The organism is Actinoplanes sp. NPDC019969 (genome assembly GCF_055562375.1).
On sequence record NZ_JBVHFK010000002.1, the window covers coordinates 160,041 to 180,276 of the forward strand.

17 protein-coding genes are annotated in these 20,236 nt (G+C 71.4%); 10 read left to right on the forward strand and 7 right to left on the reverse strand.

Annotated features, from left to right (window positions below):
• Positions 1-223: 223 nt before the first annotated feature.
• Both ACZ3II_RS07280 and ACZ3II_RS07285 read left to right on the forward strand, forming a co-directional pair.
• Complete coding sequence (locus ACZ3II_RS07280) at positions 224-775, forward strand: RNA polymerase sigma factor (protein ID WP_465516753.1); 552 nt, start codon at positions 224-226, stop codon at positions 773-775.
• Positions 772-1,773 (forward strand): hypothetical protein, encoded by a 1,002-nt coding sequence (locus ACZ3II_RS07285; protein WP_465516754.1) that lies wholly within the window; start codon positions 772-774, stop codon positions 1,771-1,773. The genes ACZ3II_RS07280 and ACZ3II_RS07285 overlap by 4 nt, the downstream gene beginning before the upstream one ends.
• Positions 1,774-1,879: 106 nt before the next feature.
• Here the strand turns inward: ACZ3II_RS07285 and ACZ3II_RS07290 are convergent, their stop codons facing one another.
• The gene (locus tag ACZ3II_RS07290; RefSeq protein ID WP_465516755.1) at positions 1,880-2,830 is read right to left on the reverse strand and encodes a helix-turn-helix transcriptional regulator; all 951 of its coding nucleotides are present in this window, start codon (positions 2,828-2,830) and stop codon (positions 1,880-1,882) included.
• A 61-nt stretch (positions 2,831-2,891) separates the two neighbouring features.
• Here ACZ3II_RS07290 and ACZ3II_RS07295 point away from each other — a divergent pair, with 61 nt between their 5' ends.
• From ACZ3II_RS07295 to ACZ3II_RS07310, 4 genes are all read left to right on the forward strand, one after another.
• Positions 2,892-3,812, forward strand: a complete 921-nt coding sequence (locus ACZ3II_RS07295; RefSeq protein ID WP_465516756.1) for an ABC transporter ATP-binding protein — start codon at positions 2,892-2,894, stop codon at positions 3,810-3,812.
• Positions 3,809-4,546, forward strand: coding sequence for an ABC transporter permease (locus ACZ3II_RS07300; RefSeq protein ID WP_465516757.1), 738 nt, complete (start codon positions 3,809-3,811; stop codon positions 4,544-4,546). The genes ACZ3II_RS07295 and ACZ3II_RS07300 overlap by 4 nt, the downstream gene beginning before the upstream one ends.
• Positions 4,547-4,636: 90 nt before the next feature.
• Positions 4,637-5,734 carry a magnesium and cobalt transport protein CorA gene (locus ACZ3II_RS07305; protein ID WP_465516758.1) on the forward strand — a complete coding sequence of 366 codons (1,098 nt, stop codon included), beginning with the start codon at positions 4,637-4,639 and terminating at the stop codon, positions 5,732-5,734.
• 152 nt (positions 5,735-5,886) lie between these two features.
• Positions 5,887-8,457, forward strand: a complete 2,571-nt coding sequence (locus ACZ3II_RS07310; protein ID WP_465516759.1) for a lipopolysaccharide biosynthesis protein — start codon at positions 5,887-5,889, stop codon at positions 8,455-8,457.
• Between the two features lie 209 nt (positions 8,458-8,666).
• Here the strand turns inward: ACZ3II_RS07310 and ACZ3II_RS07315 are convergent, their stop codons facing one another.
• A complete protein-coding gene (locus ACZ3II_RS07315) occupies positions 8,667-9,311 on the reverse strand; it encodes a hypothetical protein (protein ID WP_465516760.1) in 645 nt (214 codons plus the stop codon).
• Positions 9,312-9,522: 211 nt separating this feature from the next.
• Between ACZ3II_RS07315 and ACZ3II_RS07320 the strand changes: the two genes are divergently transcribed.
• On the forward strand, positions 9,523-9,867 hold the full coding sequence (locus ACZ3II_RS07320) for a PRC-barrel domain-containing protein (RefSeq protein ID WP_465516761.1): 345 nt from the start codon (positions 9,523-9,525) through the stop codon (positions 9,865-9,867).
• Positions 9,868-9,874: 7 nt separating this feature from the next.
• On the opposite strand, the gene ACZ3II_RS07325 is transcribed toward ACZ3II_RS07320, so the two are convergent.
• The 3 genes from ACZ3II_RS07325 to ACZ3II_RS07335 form a co-directional block, all read right to left on the reverse strand.
• Positions 9,875-10,885 (reverse strand): 3-oxoacyl-ACP synthase III family protein, encoded by a 1,011-nt coding sequence (locus tag ACZ3II_RS07325; RefSeq protein WP_465516762.1) that lies wholly within the window; start codon positions 10,883-10,885, stop codon positions 9,875-9,877.
• 89 nt (positions 10,886-10,974) lie between these two features.
• Positions 10,975-11,904 (reverse strand): MHYT domain-containing protein, encoded by a 930-nt coding sequence (locus ACZ3II_RS07330; RefSeq protein ID WP_465516763.1) that lies wholly within the window; start codon positions 11,902-11,904, stop codon positions 10,975-10,977.
• A gap of 236 nt (positions 11,905-12,140) precedes the next feature.
• Positions 12,141-13,016 (reverse strand): response regulator, encoded by an 876-nt coding sequence (locus ACZ3II_RS07335; RefSeq protein ID WP_465516764.1) that lies wholly within the window; start codon positions 13,014-13,016, stop codon positions 12,141-12,143.
• Positions 13,017-13,106: 90 nt separating this feature from the next.
• Here ACZ3II_RS07335 and ACZ3II_RS07340 point away from each other — a divergent pair, with 90 nt between their 5' ends.
• The gene (locus ACZ3II_RS07340) at positions 13,107-14,345 is read left to right on the forward strand and encodes a D-arabinono-1,4-lactone oxidase (RefSeq protein WP_465516765.1); all 1,239 of its coding nucleotides are present in this window, start codon (positions 13,107-13,109) and stop codon (positions 14,343-14,345) included.
• Between the two features lie 54 nt (positions 14,346-14,399).
• Here the strand turns inward: ACZ3II_RS07340 and ACZ3II_RS07345 are convergent, their stop codons facing one another.
• A complete protein-coding gene (locus tag ACZ3II_RS07345; protein ID WP_465516766.1) occupies positions 14,400-14,822 on the reverse strand; it encodes a rhodanese-like domain-containing protein in 423 nt (140 codons plus the stop codon).
• 71 nt (positions 14,823-14,893) lie between these two features.
• Here ACZ3II_RS07345 and ftrA point away from each other — a divergent pair, with 71 nt between their 5' ends.
• Positions 14,894-15,865: a transcriptional regulator FtrA gene (gene ftrA / locus ACZ3II_RS07350; protein WP_465516767.1), complete on the forward strand. Its 972-nt coding sequence runs from the start codon at positions 14,894-14,896 to the stop codon at positions 15,863-15,865.
• 21 nt (positions 15,866-15,886) lie between these two features.
• Here ftrA and ACZ3II_RS07355 read toward each other — a convergent pair whose 3' ends face one another.
• Positions 15,887-17,827, reverse strand: coding sequence for a beta-galactosidase (locus ACZ3II_RS07355; RefSeq protein ID WP_465516768.1), 1,941 nt, complete (start codon positions 17,825-17,827; stop codon positions 15,887-15,889).
• A gap of 51 nt (positions 17,828-17,878) precedes the next feature.
• Between ACZ3II_RS07355 and ACZ3II_RS07360 the strand changes: the two genes are divergently transcribed.
• Positions 17,879-20,227 (forward strand): glycosyl hydrolase family 95 catalytic domain-containing protein, encoded by a 2,349-nt coding sequence (locus tag ACZ3II_RS07360; protein WP_465516769.1) that lies wholly within the window; start codon positions 17,879-17,881, stop codon positions 20,225-20,227.
• The last annotated feature ends 9 nt before the right edge of the window (positions 20,228-20,236 follow it).

The following is a 20,236-nucleotide window of genomic DNA, read 5'->3' on the forward strand; positions in this document are numbered from 1 at the left end:
GGCCGAACTCAACACACCCAACCGCGTGTGGACTACGGGCGCACATAACGGCCGAACTCAACACACCCAACCGCGTGTGGACTACGGGCGCACATAACGGCCGAACTCAACACACCCAACCGCGTGTGGACTACGGGCGCACATGACGGCCGAACTCGACACGCGTGAACCGGGTGGTGGGCTGCGGGCATCAACGGGTGTGAACGACCTACGCTCGCAACCGATGCACATCGCCGACGACGTGCTGATCCGGGAATCGGTGCGGGAGCCGGAACAGTTCGCGCCGCTCTTCGACCGGCACGCGGTGACCATCCACCGCTACCTGGCCCGCCGGATCGGGGCGCCCGCGGACGACCTGCTCGCCGAGACCTTCCTGATCGCCTTCCGGCGCCGTGCCGCCTATCAGCCGCTCGGCCTGGAGGTACGCGCCTGGCTGTTCGGGATCGCCACCAACGTCCTGCACCGGCACGTGCGGCAGGAGGAACGGCGGTACCGCGCGCTGGCCCGGGCCGCCGCGGAGGAACCCCGCCCGCACGCCGACGACGCGGTGGACGCCCGGGTGGACGCCACGGCCCTCCGCGCCGATCTCGCCGCGGCGCTGGCGGAACTCAAGGCCCGCGACCGCGACGCGCTGTTGCTGCTGGCTTATGCCCAGTTGTCGTACGCCGAGATCGCCACCACCCTGGACATCCCGATCGGGACGGTCCGTTCCCGGATCAACCGCGCCCGCAAGGTGACCCGTGCCGCGTTGAATCTCCCCGAGGAGGGCATGTGAACGACATCGACCTGCTCAACGAGCACGGGCCGGAGGCGACCTCGCTCTCGGACGAGGCGTGGCGCTCCGCCCGTACCAAGTTGGGGTCGGCGATCGCGGCGCCCACCCGCACCCGGCGCTGGGGCCTGATGCCCCGCATCGCCATCGTCGGCCTGGCCGGTGTCGCCGCCGTCGCGGCAGCCGTCGCGGTCCTGCCGGAGAAGCACCCGGACTGGGAGCGCACGCCGAACGTCGCGGCACAGGGCCGGACGGGCTCGCCCGGGCCGGTCCGGCTGGTCGCGGCCACCGCGCCGCAGTTCCCGTTCCGCCTGCCCGGCTTCGACGAGGTGACCTACACCGCCGATCCGGGCGGCCCAGTGATGGGCATCTTCGGCCCGTTGAACGGCGGGAACGGCCCGAACGACACCGTCGTGCTCATCCCGCTGGCATCGGAGCCGTCGGGCGGCTCCCGGAGCGAGAAGGAGATCGACGTGGACGGCCGCCCCGGCCGGATCGAGTCGTTCCGGGACGGAGTCACCGGCGGTGTCAGCGCGGTGCAACTGGACTGGGAACGCAAACCCGGCCAGTGGGTGACGATCGTCGGCAACGGAACGCGGGCGAACGAGGGCGAGGTGCTGCGCCTGGCCCGGTCGATCGTGGACGAGCCGCAGCGGCTGAACTTCAAGGTCACGCTCGGGCTGGCCCCGGACGGCTGGGTGCTCGGCGGGTTCAAGGGCGACGACCGGGCCGTCTCGATCATCTCCTATCAGGAGCCCGGAACCGACCGTGATCTGCACGTGGTCTGGTACGGCGCGAAGCCGGAGGACTCCGGCTGGGAGGGTTTCGAGGCGGAGACCGCGGTGACCGTGAACAAGCGCCCGGCGAAGCTGGTCCGGACCACCCTGCACTGGATCGTGGTGGGGTCGTACCCGGACGGCTCGGCCTATCAGCTGATGGCGCCGCGGGACTTCACCACGAAGCAGGTGACCGATTTGGCCGCTTCGATTCGAGTTCACTGAGATTGATATAAGCCACGGCTGAAACTTGACGGAAAATTGTCAGACCCCGTGGCTAGATTTCTTTCTGCGGACCGGCGCCACGGGGGCGCCGGTCCGTCCATGGTGTTCACCGCGCATGACGTGTCAGGTTCTCGCCGGTCCGGCGCACCCGCTCGCGCAGCTCCGCCGGAGACTCCACAGTGAACGGCGCGTTCAGCACCCCGAGCACCATGACCGGCCAGCCGAGGTCGTCGAGGCTCATGCGCAGCCGGCAGCCGCCGGTCACCTCCTCCACCGCGCCCCAGTGGCCGACCGTCGCGCGGACCGTCTCCGGGTCCGCCTCGATCACCACCGAGACGTCGTACCGGGTGGGGATCCGGCGCATCCGGGAGCGCAGCCACTCCACCGGGTCGCCGCCGGGCAGCTCGCGCGGGCGGAAACGGGCGCCGGTCGGCTGCGGCGCGGTCAGCCGGTCCACCCGGAAACTGCGCCAGTCGCCACGCTCCACATCCCACGCCACCAGGTACCACTTCTGGCCCAGGGAGACCAGCCGGTGCGGCTCCACGTGCCGGCGGGTGGCCTCGCCGTCGCGGGCGGCGTAATCGAAGCGCAGCCGCTCCTCGCCCCGGCAGGCCATCGCGATGGTGGTCAGGATCAGGGCGTCGAGGCTCGGGCCGCCGCCGAACACCCCGGGCGCGGTGACCGCTTGGAGCGCGTCGATGCGGCGCCGGAGCCGGGGCGGCAGCAGCTGGATGACCTTGGCGAGCGCGCGTACCGAGGTCTCCTCGAAACCGGCGACCGCCCCGGCCGCGGCGCTGCGCAGGCCGACCGCGATGGCCACCGCCTCCTCGTCGTCGAGCAGCAGCGGCGGCATCGCCGCCCCGGCCTGCAACTGGTAGCCACCGGCCACCCCGCGCGAGGCGTCCACCGGGTAGCCCAGCTCACGCAGCCGGTCCACGTCCCGGCGCAAGGTGCGGGGACTGACCTCGAGCCGGCCGGCGAGCTCGGAGCCCGGCCAGTAGCGGTGGGTCTGCAGCAGCGACAGGAGCCGCAGCATCCGTGCACTCGTATTCGCCATGGCACCAGACTCCGTCGAATTGCGGTCAGGAAGTGGCCTCAACGAATCCTACGGTCATCACATGATTGAGACGCGAGAGCTGACGAAGCACTTCAAGGAGGTCCGCGCGGTCGACGGCGTCAATCTCCGGGTGGCGCGCGGCGAGCTGGTCGCGCTGCTCGGGCCGAACGGCGCGGGCAAGTCGACCACCCTGCGGATGCTCACCACGCTGATCCCGCCGACCAGCGGCAGCGCCGAGGTGGCCGGCTTCGACGTGGTGCGGCAGCAGCGCGAGGTGCGCCTGCGGATCGGCTACATCGGCCAGGGCAACGGCGCCGGCCACAGCCAGCGCGGGCGTGACGAGCTGGTCAGCCAGGGCCGGGCGTACGGGATGCGGACCCGCGCCGCGAAGGCCCGCGCCGACGAGCTGATCGAGTCGCTCGGTCTCGGCGAGGTCGCGAACCGGACCGTCTCCACCCTCTCCGGCGGGCAGCGCCGCCGCCTCGACATCGCGATGGGCCTGATCCACGCGCCCGACCTGCTGTTCCTCGACGAGCCGTCGACCGGCCTGGACCCGCAGAACCGGGCCAACCTGCAGGAGCACATCGTGCGGCTGCGCGCCGAGCACGGCACCACCATCGTGCTGACCACGCACTACCTGGAGGAGGCCGACTCGATGGCGGAACGGGTGGTGATCATCGACCACGGCCGGATCATCGCCGACGACACACCGCAGCGGCTCAAGGCGTCCCACGTCGGCGACCGGGTGGTGCTCGGCTTCGACTCGGAGAGCGCGGCGGCCGACGCGGCCCGCGCCCTGGACGGCGCCCGGCACGGCGCCGAGGTGCGGCTCACCAGCGACGACGGGCCCCGGCTCGCGGCCCGCTCGGCCGCCCTCGCCCCCGCCTCGATCGAGGTCGTCCGGCCCACGCTGGACGACGTCTTCCTCACCCTGACCGGGCGCAGCCTGCGCGAAGAGACCCTGGTGGAGGTTCCGTCATGACATCGCTCGTCACCGACGTCGGCGTCGTCTTCAGCCGTGAGCTGCGCCCCGTCGTCCGGGACCCGTTCTCGGTGATCTTCTCGATGATCCAGCCGCTGTTCTTCCTCGGGCTGTTCGCGCCGCTGCTGCCCGACGACTCCTCGCTGCAGTGGTTCGTGCCCGGCGTGATCGTCATGTCCTGCCTCTTCGGCTCGTCGATGACCGGCTCGAACCTGCTGTTCGAGATGCAGACCGGCTCGCACGAGCGGATGCTGGTGACCCCGCTGCGGCGGCCGGCGCTGCTGATCGGCCGGGCGCTCAAGGAGATCGTGCCGATGCTGCTGCAGGCCGTCCTGATCGTGGCCGTCTGCATCCCGTTCGGCTTCGAGCTGCACCTGGCCGGGGCGCTGCTCGGGCTGCTCATCCTGGCGGCGTTCTGCGTCGGGCTCGGCGCCCTGTCGTACACCCTGGCGCTCGCCTCGAAGAACCGGGACTGGCTGTTCTGGACCGTACAGCAGACCCTGCTCTTCCCGCTGTTGCTGCTGGCCGGGGTGCTGTTGCCGATCGAGAACGGGCCGGGCTGGCTGCAGGCGCTGTCCAAGGCCAACCCGATGACGTACGTGGTGAACGCGGAACGGGCGCTGTTCAGCGGGGACGTGCTGGCCCGTACCACGCTGTGGGGTTTGATCGCCGCCGCGTTCGTCTGCGCCCTCGGCCTGATCGCCGGCGTCCGGTCCATGCGCCGCTCCGACTGACGGTCGACTCCGGCTGGTCGTGAGTGCTGTCTCGGCGGGGTGGAGACAGCACCCACGACCAGCCGGATCCGGCCCGCTACCTTGTACCGCATGCTCGGTCGGAAGCTCCTTCGCCTGCCCGGCACCGTCAAGCACCTGCTGGACACGCTGACCCGGCCCGCGGATGGCGGGCCGGCGCCACGGTCCGGCAACCCGGACGCGATCGTCGACTGCGCGGTCTACGCCGGCGGGCTGCGGCACGGTGGCCCGGCGCAGGTGCCGTTCCCGGACGCCGCCCGGCTGGCCCGGCGGCGGCGCGGCTTCGTCTGGCTGGGCCTGCACGAGCCCGACCCGGCCACCATGCACCGCGTGGCCGAGGTCTTCGGGCTGCACGATCTGCTGGTCGCGCAGGCGCTGGCGGACGGGCACCGGCCCGGCGTGCAGACCCTCGGCGACGTGACCCGGCTGGTGCTGCGGACCGCCCGCCATGTGGCGAACGACCGGCTCACCGCGACCAGCGAGGTGGTCGAGACCGGGGACGTCACGCTGCTGATCGGGCCCTGGTTCGCGATCACCGTGCGGCACGGGCCGGTCGGCCCGCTGTGGGCGGTGCGCAAGGAGCTGCAGGACCGGCCGGACGTGCTGCGGCAGGGTCCGTGGTCGGTGGCGTACGCGGTCGGCAGCCGGATGGTGGACAGCTACCTGGACGTCGCCGAGCACGTCGAACGGGACCTGGAACGCATCGAGGAGGAGACCTTCGCGTCGGTGCGCACCTCGGAGTTCGCCCACATCTACCAGTTGAAGCGGGAGATGGTGGAGTTCAAGCGGGCGGTGCTGCCGCTGGCCGAGCCGCTGGCCCGGCTGCTGGAGTCGGGCGTGCTGCCGGCTCCGCTCCTGCCGTACCTGGAAGACGTGCGCGGCCGGCTGGCCCGGGCGGTGGACCGGGTGGCCGGGTTCGACGACCTGGTCAACTCGATCCTGCAGGCCAGGCTGGCGCAGGTGTCGGTGAACCAGAACGACGACATGCGCAAGATCGCCGCCTGGGCCGCGGTCGCCGCGGTGCCGACGGTGATCGCCGGGATCTTCGGGATGAACTTCGAGCACCTGCCGGGGCTCGACTCGCCGTACGGCTTCTACGGCTCGGTCCTGGCGATGCTGCTGATCGGTGGCGGGATCTACCGTCAGTTCAAGCGAGCCGGATGGCTGTGAAAATCACGCAGAGTAGTCGGCCTGACCGGCGTCTCCCCCGTTCGGCCGATTTCCACTCCGGACAGTAGTCAAATCTCGGACGTCCTGCCCTCCCCCGCGAAACCGGCGAGTCATTAGTTTCCGACTGCGTCGATCTTCAGGGGGTTATCAGAGTGACGGCAACCGACGCCGTACCGGTCAAGGGCGGCATCCTCGCGGCGCTCAAGGGTCACGTCGATCTCTTCCTGAACGCGGGCTCGCTGATGGCGACCACGCTCGTCACGTCCGTCTTCGGGTTCGCCTACTGGTGGGTCGCGGCGCACCTCGCCCCGCAGGCGGCGGTCGGCCAGGCGTCGGCCGCGGTGTCGGCGATGACCCTGATCGGCACCATCGGCATGTTCGGCATGGGCACCATGCTGATCTCGGAGCTGCCCGGCATCGCCCGCGGCAAGTGGGACCTGATCTCCACCTGCGTCCTCACCGCCGGCACCGCCGCCACCGTCGGCGGCCTGGCCTACGTGCTGCTGGCCGAACTGTGGGCGCCGAGCCTGCGGGACGCGCTGGGCGGCGGTTTCGGCACCGTCCTGCTGGTCGCCGGCATCGCCCTGAACGCGATGACCCTGGTCCTGGACGAGGCCATGGTCGGCCTCCTGCAGGGCCCGTTGCAGCTGATGCGCAATGCCTGGTTCTCGCTGCTCAAGCTGGTGCTGCTGGGCGTGGTCGCGGTGCTGCCGGGGATCGCGCTGACCGGCCCGGTGCTGCTGCTGACCTGGGTGGCCGGCATCGTCGCGTCGACCGCGATCCTGTTCCGGGCGCTGCGCCGGCGCGGCATGATCGACACGCTGCGCCCGCATCCGGGGCTGATGCGCGGCCGGGGCCGGGCCACCTTCGACCACAACCTGCTCAACCTGGCCACCTACCTGCCCCGGGCGGCGCTGCCGCTGATCGTCACGGCGACCCTGTCGGCCGAGGCGAACGCGGCGTTCTACACCGCCTTCATGGTGCTGTCGTTCATGGCGATGGTGCCCGGCAACGTGGCGATCACCCTGTTCGCGGTGACCGCCGGCGACAAGGGCGCGCTGCGGAGCAAGGTCCGGGTCGGCCTGCTGATCTGCCTCGCCGGCGGCTTCCCCGCCTCGCTGGTGGTGCTGTTCCTCTCCGACTGGATCATGGGGCTGTTCGGCGCGGAGTACGCGACGACCGCCGGCGATGCGCTCGCGATCCTGGCGCTGACCTACGTCCCCTTCGTCTTCCACCACTTCTTCCTGGCCATCTCCCGGGTGCAGGGCAAACTGCGCGGCGCGGGGATCTTCTCGGTCTTCGCGGGCGTCGCCGAGTTGCTGGCCGCCTGGTGGGCCGGCGCCAACGGCGATCTGAACGACCTGGTCACCGCGGTGGCAGTGGTCATGGGGATCGAGATGGTGCTGGTCGCCCCGATGGTGCTGAAGGTCGTCTTCGCGCCGGTCGCCGACATGTCCGCGGTAGCAGAGGGAGTAAACGTCATGTCCACCACCAGCCTGACCCTGCGCGAGCGTGCCTGGCTGCCGCTGGAGTACATCCGCACCGTCGGCCCGCTGACCGGGGTCGACGCCGGCCGGGTGCGCAACGCGCTGATCGGCCTGCACGCCGCCGACCCCACCCACCGGGCGGTGTCCCGGCTGGACCGGTCCGGCGCGAAGTGGCAGCACATGGACGCCGCGTCGTTCGCCGCCTACGTGCAGGACGCCGTCACCGACCTGGGGCACGGGCCGGTCGACTTCGACGCGATGACCCGGCATCTGCAGGCCGAGCCGCGGGCCCACCATCCGGTGCGGATCCTGGTCGGCGGCGGGTACTTCGCGCTCAAGGTGTCACACGCCTACGGCGACGCCGGCCCGGTGAACACGCTGGTCCACGAGCTGATTCAGGCGGCGTACGAGGGCCGCGCGGCCCGGATCACCCCCTCGCGGCGGCACCGCACCGCGCTGCCGAAGGCGTGGTGGAAGCAGTTCGGCCTCAAGCCCGGCCGCTGGAAGGAGGGCCTGAGCTTCGCCCGCCCGCCGCACACCGAGCAGGGCCCGGCCCGCCCCTGGCAGCCCGGCCTGACCGTGGTGACGGCCCGGTCCGGCGCGGTGCTCGGCCAGATGCGGACCTGGCGTGACCAGCACGCGCCCGGCGTCACCACGTCGGCGATCACGTTCGCGGCGTTCACCTCGGCGCTGATCGAGCTCGGCCTCCGGCCGGACCTGCGCGGCGGCACGTTCCTCGCCGACGCCCGCCGGTACCTCGGCAAGGGCGCGAGCATCGACAGCAACTTCTGCATGGGGCCGTTCCTGACCCCGCCGAGCCTCACCGACCCGCTCGCCATCCACCAGACGCTGAAGGCGGAACTGGCCACCGGCCGGATCCTGACCATGATGCTGCTGCGCGAGGGCAAGATCCTGCTGACCGGGGCGCCCGGCATGCCGGACCCGTTTCCGGCCGAGATCGCCGTCGAGGCGCAGCCCCGGCTCACCTTCAGCAACCAGGGCCGGCACGACATGCTCAGCGACCTGCCGTGGGCGGTCGAGCCGGCCGGCCGGGTCAACCAGAGCGTGCCGACCCTCAACGGTCCCGAGGGCATCACCCTGACCACCAGCGAGATGAACGGCGTCCTGCACCTGGAGGCGACGTTCCACGCCACCACGTACGACCCGGCGGTCGTGCAGCGGGCCCTGGACCTGGTGTGCAGCGACCCGGCCGGGCTCATCATGGCGCGCCGCTGAGCAGGGCGCCCGGCCGGGCAGCCCCCCGATCCGGCCGGACGCCCCATGATCCTTTTTTCGAAGGAACACTGCCCGCCGAGCATTCTGCTCGGCGGGCAGTTTTGCCATTCCGGAATTGCACGGCATTTGAGCTGCGAAAAGTGTGACGCCCGGCCGTTGTCGAAACAACGGCCGGGCGTGTTGTGCGAGCCGGCCGGGAGAACCGGTGATCAGTTGTACGTGCCGCCCTGGTTGCCGCCAGGACCGCTCTGACCCGTTCCCTGCTGGCCCTGCGGGCCCCGGGGTCCCTGCGGACCCTTCGGGCCCTCGCCCCAACCGTCGTGCCCCGGAGCGCCGGGACCGCCGTGGTTCGGGCCACCCGGCTGGCCGTGCCCGGGAACGCCCGGACCGCCCTGCCCACCCGGGCCGGTGTTGCGCAGCACGGGCAGCGACAGCGCCGCCGTGCGCGTCTGGGTGCGCGACTTGAAGCCGCACTCGTCGTACGAGATGGTCGCCCACAGGCGCGTCACGCCCGGCCGCTGCTGGTACGGCGTGACGCGCACCCGGGTGAAGTCGGTGCGCCCCGGCCGCAGCGAGGTGCCGCGGGAGAACGTGGCCGAGCGCCGGAATCCGGCGTAGTCGACCCGGACCCGCTCGCCCTGGACGCGGACCTGCGCGTCGCAGACCGGCCGGTCGGTACGCCAGTGGATGGTCACCCAGCTGCCGGTGTTCGCCCGCACCGACTGGAGCCAGTTAGACACCGGCTGGGGTCCGCTGGGCGCCGCCGTGGCCGGGGCCGCGGAGATCGTGCCCGCCATGCCGAAGGCTGCCGTGGCCAGGGCGAGGATCGCGCCGAGTCGCCGTGTCTTCTGCATCAGAATTCCTCCAGTGCCTGAGTCCGCCGGCCACATTCGGCCGGCTTCGACAAAACGGACAGTAGGCGGATTTCCGACGAGAGCGGATCTTTTGACCAGCGTTTCGCCGTGAAAAAGATAATCCGGACAAAACGTTTAGATCGGCTCAACCGAAAAGATGATGTTGCCGAGGTCGGCTGAATTGCCTCGTAGCCGGGTAAAAGACGACGTCATGACACAGAACACGGCACCCGAGGATCTCGGAGCTCCGGTCTCCTACCTGGTCGTGAGCGACGGCACCGCCGTCTACGACCGGTCCGGCGACCAGGTCGGCACCGTCGACCACGTGCTCTCCGACGAGCACACCAACGTCTTCCACGGCTTGCTGATCAAGACTGGGGACGGGCACCGGTTCGCGGGCGGCGACCAGGTGGACGGGATGTTCGAGCACGGCGTGATCGTCGCCGAGCCGGCCGGGCGGCTGGCCGTGCCGAGCGCCGAGACGCCCGCCGAAACGACGGAGAGCCACTCCACCGGCCTGCGGCGCGCGTGGGAGTGGCTCATCCAGCCGAAGTAGGAGGGGATCAGCGGCCCCAGCGCAGCAGGCACGCGCCCATCGACATGCCGCCGCCGAACCCGGCCAGCAGCACGAGCTGACCGTCACGCAGCGATCCGTTGCGGTTCGCCTCGTCCAGGGTGACCGGGAGCGAGGCGCTGCCCACGTTGCCGTACCAGGGCAGGGTGAGGTGGGTGTGCGCGTTCCGGAAGCCGGCCGCCTCCACCAGCTCCTGCAGCATGATGCCGTTGGCCTGGTGCGGGACGAAGTGGTCGACGTCCTCGGCCTTCAGCTCGTTGCGCAGCAGCAGTTCGTCGAGCGCCGGCGGCACCGCGGAGGCGACGAAGTCCCGGACGCCCCGCCCGTTCATCCGGAAGTAGTGGTCGCCGGCCTCGACCGTCTCCGGGGACGCCGGGAGCCGGCTGCCGCCGCCCTTGACGTAGATCAGGCCGTTCGCCTCGCCGCGCGACGTCAGGTCGAGGTCGACGATGCCGTAGCCGTCGGGCACCCGGCCGACCACCGCGGCGCCGGCGCCGTCGCCGAAGAGCACGGCGGTGCGCCGGTCGCCGAAGTCGAGGATCCGCGAGTAGATGTCCGAGGCGATCACCAGGACCCGCGCGTCCGGGTCGGTCTGGAGGAGCCCGTTGGCCACACCGAGCGCGAAGACGAATCCGGCGCAGACCGCGTTGACGTCGAAGCACGCGGCCCGGGTGGCGCCGATCAGATTCTGCACCAGGTTGGACGTCGGCGGTTGCGGAGAGTCACCAGTGGAGGTCGAGATGATGATGTAGTCGATCTCTTCGGCGGTTACTCCGGCCGCCTCCAGCGCGGCCCTGGCGGCGTTCGCCGCGAGGTCCGAAGCCGCCTCCTCGGGGGCCGCGAACCGGCGCGCCTCGATCAGGGTCTTGCGGGCCACCCACTCCGGGTCCGCGTCCGGCACGAGGGCGAGGAGATCGACGTTCGTCACCACTCGTGCCGGCAGATAGGAACCAGTTCCAAGAATCCCGACCGCCACACTTACCCCCAGGTTCACCTGCACTTTTACGCCCTGCGAACCCTACTCACGCAGGCCGGTGACGTGCGGTTCGATCACCTGGCGGATCGGTCGGCAAAATGCGGACGGACGGACTACGACCGGTCGCGGTACGTCCAGTTGCCGTCGCCGAGGGTGGTCCGGCCGGCCCGGCCCGGCGGCTGCTGCGGGGGCTGCTGCTGACCGGCCGGCGCACCGCCGAACGGGACGGCGGGCTGCTGCGCCCGCTGCGCCGCCTCGGCCGCGTGCCGGCTGTCGATCCGTTGCCGTAGGTAATCGGCGGCCGCGCGGTCCTCCTCGGTCGGAGCCGACACCAGGGCGTAGCCCATGCCGACGATCGCGAAGATGACAGCCGCGCCGACCGGCACCAGCAGACCCGAGGCGGTGGCGCCCTCGACCGAGCCGAAGGTGTTCTCCTCCGGCGTCACCGACATCGCCAGCATGCCGGTGAAGTGCATGCCGTTCACCGCGACGCCCATCAGCAGAGCGGACCCGAAGATCGCGATCGGCTTGCTGACCACCAGGGTGAGCCAGAGCGCGACGGTGGCGGCCACCACCGCGATGGCGATCGAGGCGGCGACCTCGCGGCCGGAGTAGTGGATCTCGCCGCGCAGCTCCATCGCCGCCATGCCGGTGTAGTGCATGGCGCCGACGCCGAGACCGGCGAGGATTCCACCGATCAGGATCCGGACCTTCGACGCGGTCGCGCCGAGCAGCGCGATGGCCAGGCCCACACCGACCGAGACCAGGGCGATGACCGCGCTGGCCACGGTGAGGCCGATGTCGTAACGGATCGGGGTGCCCTCGACGTCGAAGCCGAGCATCGCCACGAAGTGCATGCTCCAGATGCCGGTGGCACCGATGGCGACCGCGGCAAGGACCAGCCACCAGAACCGCTCGCCGTTGCTCTTCGCCGCGCGCAGCCGTACCGCACTGGTGAGGCCGAGTAGTGACCCGAGCACCGAGAGGATGTAACTGACCGTGGGGGTCAGCGCCCCGTATTCAAAGTGATGGATCTGCGCCATCTCGCGCCGTTCCTCTCGTTCGCGATTCCGCCGGGCTGCATCCTGCCCACACCACCGCCATGGGCGTGACTGATTGTGACGCAACTTTCGTTACGGGAGAACGTGCAGCGGATCTCGATTTGGATCACGCCAAACGTGAGACGGCACGGTTTACCGCATGTTTCGCCACGTAAGGACACAGAATGCCACAGAGCGATCACATGGGAACAGTGCGTATGAATATAACTTTAAGTGATTCAGGCGGCGCGTGCGAGCAGGATCAGAGCCTGGGCGCGCTGCGAGTGCAGGATCTGGACGGTGTCCTCGGTGCAGGTGCCCGGTGTCTCGTCCATCACACAGAGGGTGCCGACCACGTGGCCCTCCGCCGAGTTGAGGGGCACGCTGGCGTACGACCGCACCCCGCTCACCGAGAACAGCGGCGAGTTCGCGTACTCCTCGTCGGCTGCGCTGTCGCTGATCAGCACCGGCACGTCCTCGGCCACCACGATGGTGTCCGGCGACCACTCCACCGGCACGCCACCGGCCTCCCGCACCCAGCGCGGCATGCCGTGCGATCCGGCCACCACCACGCTGTCGTTGAGCACCAGCGTGATCGCCGCGGTGGGCACCCCGGTCATCTCGGTGAGCCGCTCGGCGAACGCGTCCAGGGCGTCGGCGTGGGCCGGCCGGGTGAGGAAGTCGGAGACCGCGAGCAGCCGCTCGACGTCGACCAGCTGGGCGGCCGCGTCGTGCTGCGGGTGCTCGGCCGGCTCGCTGCCGTCGCGGGACGCGAGCAGCTCGTTGGCCGCCTCGACCACGTGCTTCGGCCGCACCGGCTTGGAGATCGTCACGTCGCACAGGCCGCGGGCGGCGGCCGGCGCGGCGGCGGACAGCATGATCAGCGGGATGGTCGCGGTGGCCGCCTCGCCGCGCAGGCGGGCGGCGACGTCCAGGCCGCTCATCCCGGGCATGTGGTGGTCCAGGATGATCAGATCCGGCCCGGCCTCGGCGATCATGTCCAGGGCGGCCGGCCCGGTCGGCGCGGTTCGTACCGTGTGCCCGGCGTTGCTCAGCACCGTGTCCAAGAGCTGCGCGATGTCGGTGTCGTCCTCGGCCACCACGATCGACGCCATGCCGTGTCCCCCTACGCTCCCGCTCCAAGCGATCTCAACTTAACCCGGATCACCCTGGCCGGGGCTGTGAACAGGCCATACCGTGTGGCGATGCGCGAACGTCTGACCAACTGGGCCGGGAACGTCGTCTTCGGAACCGAACGGCTGCATCGTCCGGAATCCGTCGCCGAGCTACGGGAGGTGGTCGCCGGCGCGGACCGCCTGCGGGTGCTCGGCAGCGGCCACTCGTTCAACCGGCTCGCCGACACCGACGGCGCGCTGATCTCGCTGGCCGGCCTGCCGCGCACCGTCGAGATCGCCGCCGACCGGCGGTCGGTCCGCGTCGACGGCGGCATCCGGTACGGCGAACTGGCCACCACCCTCGCCGCCGAGGGCCTGGCCCTGCACAACATGGCGTCCCTGCCGCACATCTCGGTGGCCGGCGCGGTCGCCACCGCCACCCACGGCTCCGGGGTACGGCACGGCAACCTGGCCACCGCGGTCTCCGGCCTGGAGATCCTGCGCGCCGACGGGACGATCGCGGTGCTGGACCGGGCCCATCCCGACTTCGCCGGGGCGGTGGTGGGCCTCGGCGCGCTGGGCGTCGTGGTGGCGCTGACCCTGGACGTGGCACCCGCCTTCGAGCTGCGGCAGTACGTCTACGAGAACCTGCCCGGCGACGCTCTGGACGACCACCTCGACGAGATCCTGTCGGCGGGGTACAGCGTCAGCCTCTTCACCCGCTGGACCGGCGAGGACATCGACCAGGTGTGGCTCAAACGCGCCGAGCCGCTGACCGGTGACCTCTTCGGCGCCCGGCCCGCCGGCGGCCCCCGGCACCCGGTGCCCGGCATGCCCGCGGAGAACTGCACCGAGCAGGGTGGCGTGCCCGGCCCGTGGCATGCCCGGCTGCCGCACTTCCGGATGGAGTTCACCCCGAGCAGCGGCGAGGAGCTGCAGTCGGAGTGGCACCTGCCACGCACCGCCGGCCGGGCCGCGATCGCGGCGGTGGCCGGTCTGCGCGAGCGGGTCGCGGCGGTCCTTCAGGTGTGCGAGATCCGTACGATCGCCGCCGACGACCTCTGGCTCAGCCCGCACCACCAGCGGGACAGCCTGGCCCTGCACTTCACCTGGATCGCCGATACCGCGGCGGTCCTGCCGGTCGTCGCCGATCTGGAGGCGGTGCTGGGGCCGCTCGGCGCCCGCCCGCACTGGGGCAAGGTCTTCACCGCCGAGCCGTCGGGGCTGCGGGCCGCGTACCCCCGCTTCGCCGATTTCGCCGCCCTGGTCGCCCGCTTCGACCCGAAGGGCGTCTTCCGCAACCCCTGGCTCGACTCGCTGCTCGGCTGAACCGAACGCGTGTGGATTTGCGGCGGACCGGTCCGCCGCAAATCCACACGCCAGTCAGCAGCCGCAGGCAGCGGCGACGGGGGCGGTCAGCTCGTCGGCGGGCCGCGACCACTCCCCCGCGGCGCCCAGCACCGGGAAGCCCTCCCGGACCCAGTACTCGTACCCGCCGATCATCTCCTTCACCTCGTAACCGAGCGTGGCGAAGGCGAGCGCGGCCCGGGTCGCCCCGTTGCAGCCCGGCCCCCAGCAGTAGGTGACGACCGCGCTGCCGGCCGGGACCAGGCCGGCGGCCCGGTCCGCGATCTCCCGGCCCGGCAGGTGGATCGCGCCCGGAAGGTGCCCCTGCTCCCAGGACTCGGTGCTGCGGGAGTCGACGAGCACGAAGCCGGGCGTGCCGGTGGACAGGGCGTGCTGGACGTCGCTGACGTCGGTCTCGAAACGGAGCCGGTTGCTGAAGTGCTCGATCGCGCTGGTCATGCCGTTGATCCTGCCGCCCTCCGGGGAAGCGGCCCAGTGGCGCTGATGCCACCGGACGCTAAGATCGCGCCATGCTTGAGATAGGCAGGCGCGGCCCCTCCGTCACGGTGCTGGCCTTCGACGGGATGTCGGTGTTCGAGATGGGCATCGTCACCGAGGTGTTCGGCCTGCCCCGGCCCGAGTTCGACCGCCCGTGGTACGACCTGACCATCTGCGCCGAGACCCCCGGCCCGCTGCGGGTGGTCGGCGGCGCGTCGCTGTACACCGAACACGGCCTGGACACCTTCGCCGCCGCGGAGACCCTGATCGTGCCGGGCGTGCCGGACGTCCGCGCCGACCCCTCACCCGCGCTGGTGGCGGCCCTGCGTGCGGCGCACGCCCGCGGCGCCCGTGTCATGTCGATCTGCTCGGGCGCGTTCGCGCTGGCCGGGGCCGGTCTGCTGGACGGCCGCCGGGCCACCACCCACTGGCGGTACGCGGACCGGCTCCGCGCCCGCTATCCCACGGTCGAGGTGGACGCCGACGTTCTCTACCTGGACGACGGCGACGTGCTGACCAGCGCGGGCAGTGCCGCCGGGCTGGATCTGTGCCTGCACGTGGTCCGCCGTGACCACGGCCCGGCGATCGCCAACGCGGTGGCCCGCCGCCTCGTCGTGCAGCCGCACCGGGACGGCGGGCAGGCCCAGTTCATCGAGGCGCCGGTGGCCGACGATCCGGCAGACGACCGGCTGGCCCGCAGCATGGAGTGGGCGCTCGGCAACCTGACCGAACCGATCACGGTGGAGGTGCTGGCGCGGCGGGCGCACATGTCGTCGCGGACGTACCTGCGGCACTTCGCCCGGGCCACCGGCACCACACCGATCCGCTGGCTGATCAACCAGCGGGTGAACGCGAGTCTCGCGCTGCTGGAGACGACGGGGTCGCCGATCGAGGAGGTGGCGGCGGCGGTCGGTTTCGAGTCGGTGGTGACGTTCCGGCACCACTTCGCCCAGATCGTCCGCACCTCCCCGTCCGCCTACCGCCGCGCCTTCACCACCGCCTGAGTCGCGTGTTGAGTTCGGCCGCTATACGCGCCCCAACTCAACACACCGGAAGCCGCCGGGCTGCACGGTGACCGGCGGAGATGCGGGCAGCGGCACCGTACCGGGCACCTCGCCGTGGTTGAAGAGGAACAGCAGGTCGCCGCGGCGGACCGCGGTCACTCCCGGCGGCAGCCCGGGCAGGATCGGCGTCACCCCGGCCTCGGCGGCGACCCGGTCCAGGAACCGGCCCAGCGCCGCGTCGTCCAGACCGGGTGAGACGTACCAGGCGGTTCCGGCGCCGTGCCGGTTCCGGGTGATCGCCGGGGCGCCGGCCAGCACGTCCCCGGCGTACCGCGCCACTGTCTCGGCGCCTGCCGTCTCGACCCGCTCGCTCCAGCGGATCGCCTGGTCGCCGTTGTCGAGCGCGACGGGCGTACCCCCGGCAAGGGGTCGCCACTCGACCACCCGCAGGCCGAGGACGTCGCGGAAGGCGCCGGGATATCCGCCGAGCCGGATCCGGCCCGCCGGGTCGGCGATGCCGCTGAGGTGATCGACCACCAGGTGCCCACCGTCCGCGACGAAGTCGCGCAGCGCCGCCGCGGCCTCGTCGGAGACCAGGAACAGGTGCGGCAGGACCACCATCCTGTACGCCGTGAGCCGTTCCCGCAGGTCGTCCAGCCCCGGGAACACGAAGTCGACAGCCAGCCCCGACCGGTGCAGCACCCGGTGCGCCTGCTGCACCGCCGTCAGGTAGTCGATCTCCTTGGACGGCAACCCGCCGGCCTGCAGCGCCCACCACGACGGCGCGTCCCAGGCGACCGCGACGTCGGCCACCGGCCCGTCGCCGGGAAGCCGGGGGGCGAGCGCCTGCAGCGTGCGCCCGAGCCCGACCGCCTCCCGGAAGACCGGGCTGTCCGGCCCGGCGTGCGGCACCAGCGCCGAGTGGAACAGTTCGGCCCCGCCGCGCGGCTGCCGCCACTGGAAGTACATCGCGCCGCGCGAACCCCGGGCGATGTAGTCGAGGCTGTTCCGGGTGAGCTGTCCCGGCTCCTTGGCGTGCATCCGGCCGGCCGTGTAGATCAGATTCGGCGCGGTCTCCATCAGCAGCCACGAGCCTCGCCCCCAGCCACGGGCCAGGTCACCCCCGAACGCGGTCTCCACCTCGGCGCCGGCGCCCGTCGCCGCCGGGTAGTGGTCGACAGCGACGATGTCGACCTCGCCGGCCCAGCGCGCGTGGTCGACGCTGACCCAGCCGCCCTGCACGAAGTTGGTGGTGACCGGCACGTCCGGGTTGGCGGCGCGCAGCAGGTCACGCTGCTCGACGTAGGCGCCGAGCAGCTCGTCGGAGAGGAACCGGCGGTAGTCGAGAACGTGCGCGGGGTTCGGCAGGTACTGGGTGGCGCGCGGCGGCATGATCTGCGCCCAGTCGGAGTAGCGCTGGCTCCAGAACGACGTGGTCCACACCTCGTTCAGCACGTCCAGGTCGCCGTGCTTCGTCCGCAGCCAGTTACGGAACGCGGCGGCCGAGGCGTCACAGCGGCAGTCCGTCCCGTACTCGTTGTGCACGTGCCACATCGCCAGCGCCGGATGATGGGCGTAGCGTCCGGCCAGCTCGGCGGCGATGGCGCGGGCGGCGGTGCGATAGGCGGGAGCGGAGACGCAGTACGTGTCCCGGCTACCGTGCGTGAGCCGGACCCCGTCGGCGGTGACCGGCATGGCCTCCGGATGGGCGAGCGTGAACCAGGGCGGCGGCGACGCGGTCGGCGTGGCCAGGGCGACCTGGACGCCGCCGTCGTGCAACCGGTCGAGCACCCGGTCGAGCCAGCCGAACTCGTACCGCCCCGGCTCGGGCTCCAGATCGGACCAGGCGAAGACGCCGACGGTGGCGATGTTCACGCCGGCCCGCCGCATCAGCGCGACGTCCTCGTCCAGGATCTCCGCCGGCCACTGCTCCGGGTTGTAGTCGCCACCGAAGAAGATCATCCGCGCACCCACCCTTGACATTTAGTTTGACCGCTAAACAAAGTATGAGCTGTGCAGAGCAACGTCAATCCGTCTTTCCGTGACGACCAGATCGCCGAGGACTGGGAACACGCGCTGATCAGCGGCAACGGCGGGCAGGGCGCGCTCTGCCACGGCTCGCCCGCGGCGCTGCGGTTCACCCTCGCCCACGAGGACCTGTTCCAGCCGGTCACCGAGCCGCTTCCGGCGCCGCACACGGCCCCGGAGCTGCCGCGCCTGCGCGAGCTTCTCGACGGCGACCGGTTCCGCGACGCGGCTCGCGCGGTGTGCGACATCGCCGTTCACGAGCATCCGGGGTACGGGGAAACGCGCTGGATCGACCCCCTGATCGGCGCCGGAACACTGACCTTCACGCCGGAGTCCCCCGGTGACGGCTACGTCCGGGGCACCGACTTCACCACCGGTGTCGTCCGGCAGTCGTGGCATCCGGCTGGCTCTCAGGGCGGTCTCACGCCTGCCGAGACAGCCCTGAGAACCAGCCGGGAAGTGGTGGTCGACGCGTTCGTGTCCCGGGCGGACGACGCGCTGATCATCCGGATCACCGGAACGGACGGAACGTTCGTTCTCGCGCCGATCGACGGCAGCCCGGAGCGCCCGATCGACTTCACCGTCGACCGCCTCGGCGACGACCTGGTCCTCACCGGCCGCTTCACCCCCTTCCCGCGTGTTGATTTCGGCCGTCAGGACGACCGCAACCCCACACGCACACCGCAGCCCCCACGTGGTGACCTCGACCGTCAGGACGACCGCAACCCCACACGCACACCGCAGCCCCCACGTGGTGATTTCAGCCGTCAGGACGACCCGAACTCCACACGCGGGACCGGGGACGGGTGGACCGTGGCGGTGCGCGTACGGCGTACGCGGGAAGGGATCTTGATCGTTGCTCGAACCGTGACCGGGACGCGGACGCCCGCCGAAGCCCTCGCCGCCCTGCCCGGCGGAAGCTTCGACGAACTGCTGGCCAGGCACGTGCCCGGCCACCGCGACCTGTACGAACGGGTTCATCTCGACCTCGGCGGCGATCGCGCGCAGCAGCTGTTCGACGCCGGCCGGTACGCGATCATCAGCAGCACCGGCACCCGCCCGCCGACCCTGCAGGGGGTGTGGAGCGGCACGTACACGCCGCCGTGGCGCAGCGGCTGGACCATCGACGGCAACCTGCAGGCCGCGCTGCTCGCCGTGCACTCCACCGGCACGCCCGAGCTGATGCCGCCGCTGTTCGACCTGCTCGACGACCTGAGCGACGACTTCCGGGAGAACGCGCGGCGGCTGTACGGCGTACCCGGCCTGTTCGTCCCCGCCCACCTCGGCACCCACGGCAGGCAGAACCACTTCGGCCCGATCTGGTGCCTGACGTTCTGGACGGCGGGCGCGGCCTGGCTGGCCCGGCTCTACCTGGAACACTGGCAGCACACCGGCGACCTCTCCTTCCTGCGCGACCGCGCGTGGCCGTTCCTGCGCGAGACCGCCGCCTTCCACCTGGGTTTCACCGAGATCGTCGGCGGCCGCGCCCGGTTCAGCCCGTCCTACTCCCCCGAGAACGACCCCGGCCGTTCCGGCGACCAGGCCACCGTCGACGCCACACTGGACGTGCAGGCCGTCGGCGCTCTGCTGCGCGGGCTTCTCGACATCACCGAGATCCTCGGCGTGACCGATCCCGATCAGGAACGGTGGCGGGCGTTGCTGGCCGCGCTGCCGCCGTACCGGATCAACGACGCCGGTGAACTCGCCGAATGGATCGACAGCCGGTTCCCGGACAACCACGGGCACCGGCACTGCAGCCACCTGTACCCGTTCTTCCACGGCGGCGACCCGGCGTTCGACGAGGATCCGGCGTTGCGCGCGGCGGCGGTGCGGGCGGTGCGTTCCCGCTTGCGGTGGTGGCTGAGCGAGGCCTCCGACGAGATGGGGTACGGGCTCGCGCTCCTCGGCGTCGCCGCGGCGCATCTGGGGCTGGCCGAGGAGGCGTACGCGGCCCTCACCCGTATCGCCGACGCGTACTGGCGCCCGAACCTGGTGCCCACCCACAACCGCGACCACATGTTCAACGTGGACCTGGCCGGCGGTTTCCCCGCCCTGGTCGTGGCGATGCTGCTGCGCAGCCGTGACACCGGCCCGGACGGCACGGCCCGCATCGACCTGCTGCCCGCCCTGCCCGCCGCCTGGCCCACCGGCAGCGTCCGCGGCCTGATCGCCCGCGGCCCCGTCACCGTCGACCTGACCTGGACCGCCACCACCCTGGCAGCGACCCTGTCCGCCTCCACCGCGCGCACTGTCCACATCGGGCTGCCCGGCGGCACGACGGAGAAGGTCACCCTCGACGCCGGCCGCCCGCACCACCTGACCACGCGCCGCTGATCCCGGCAC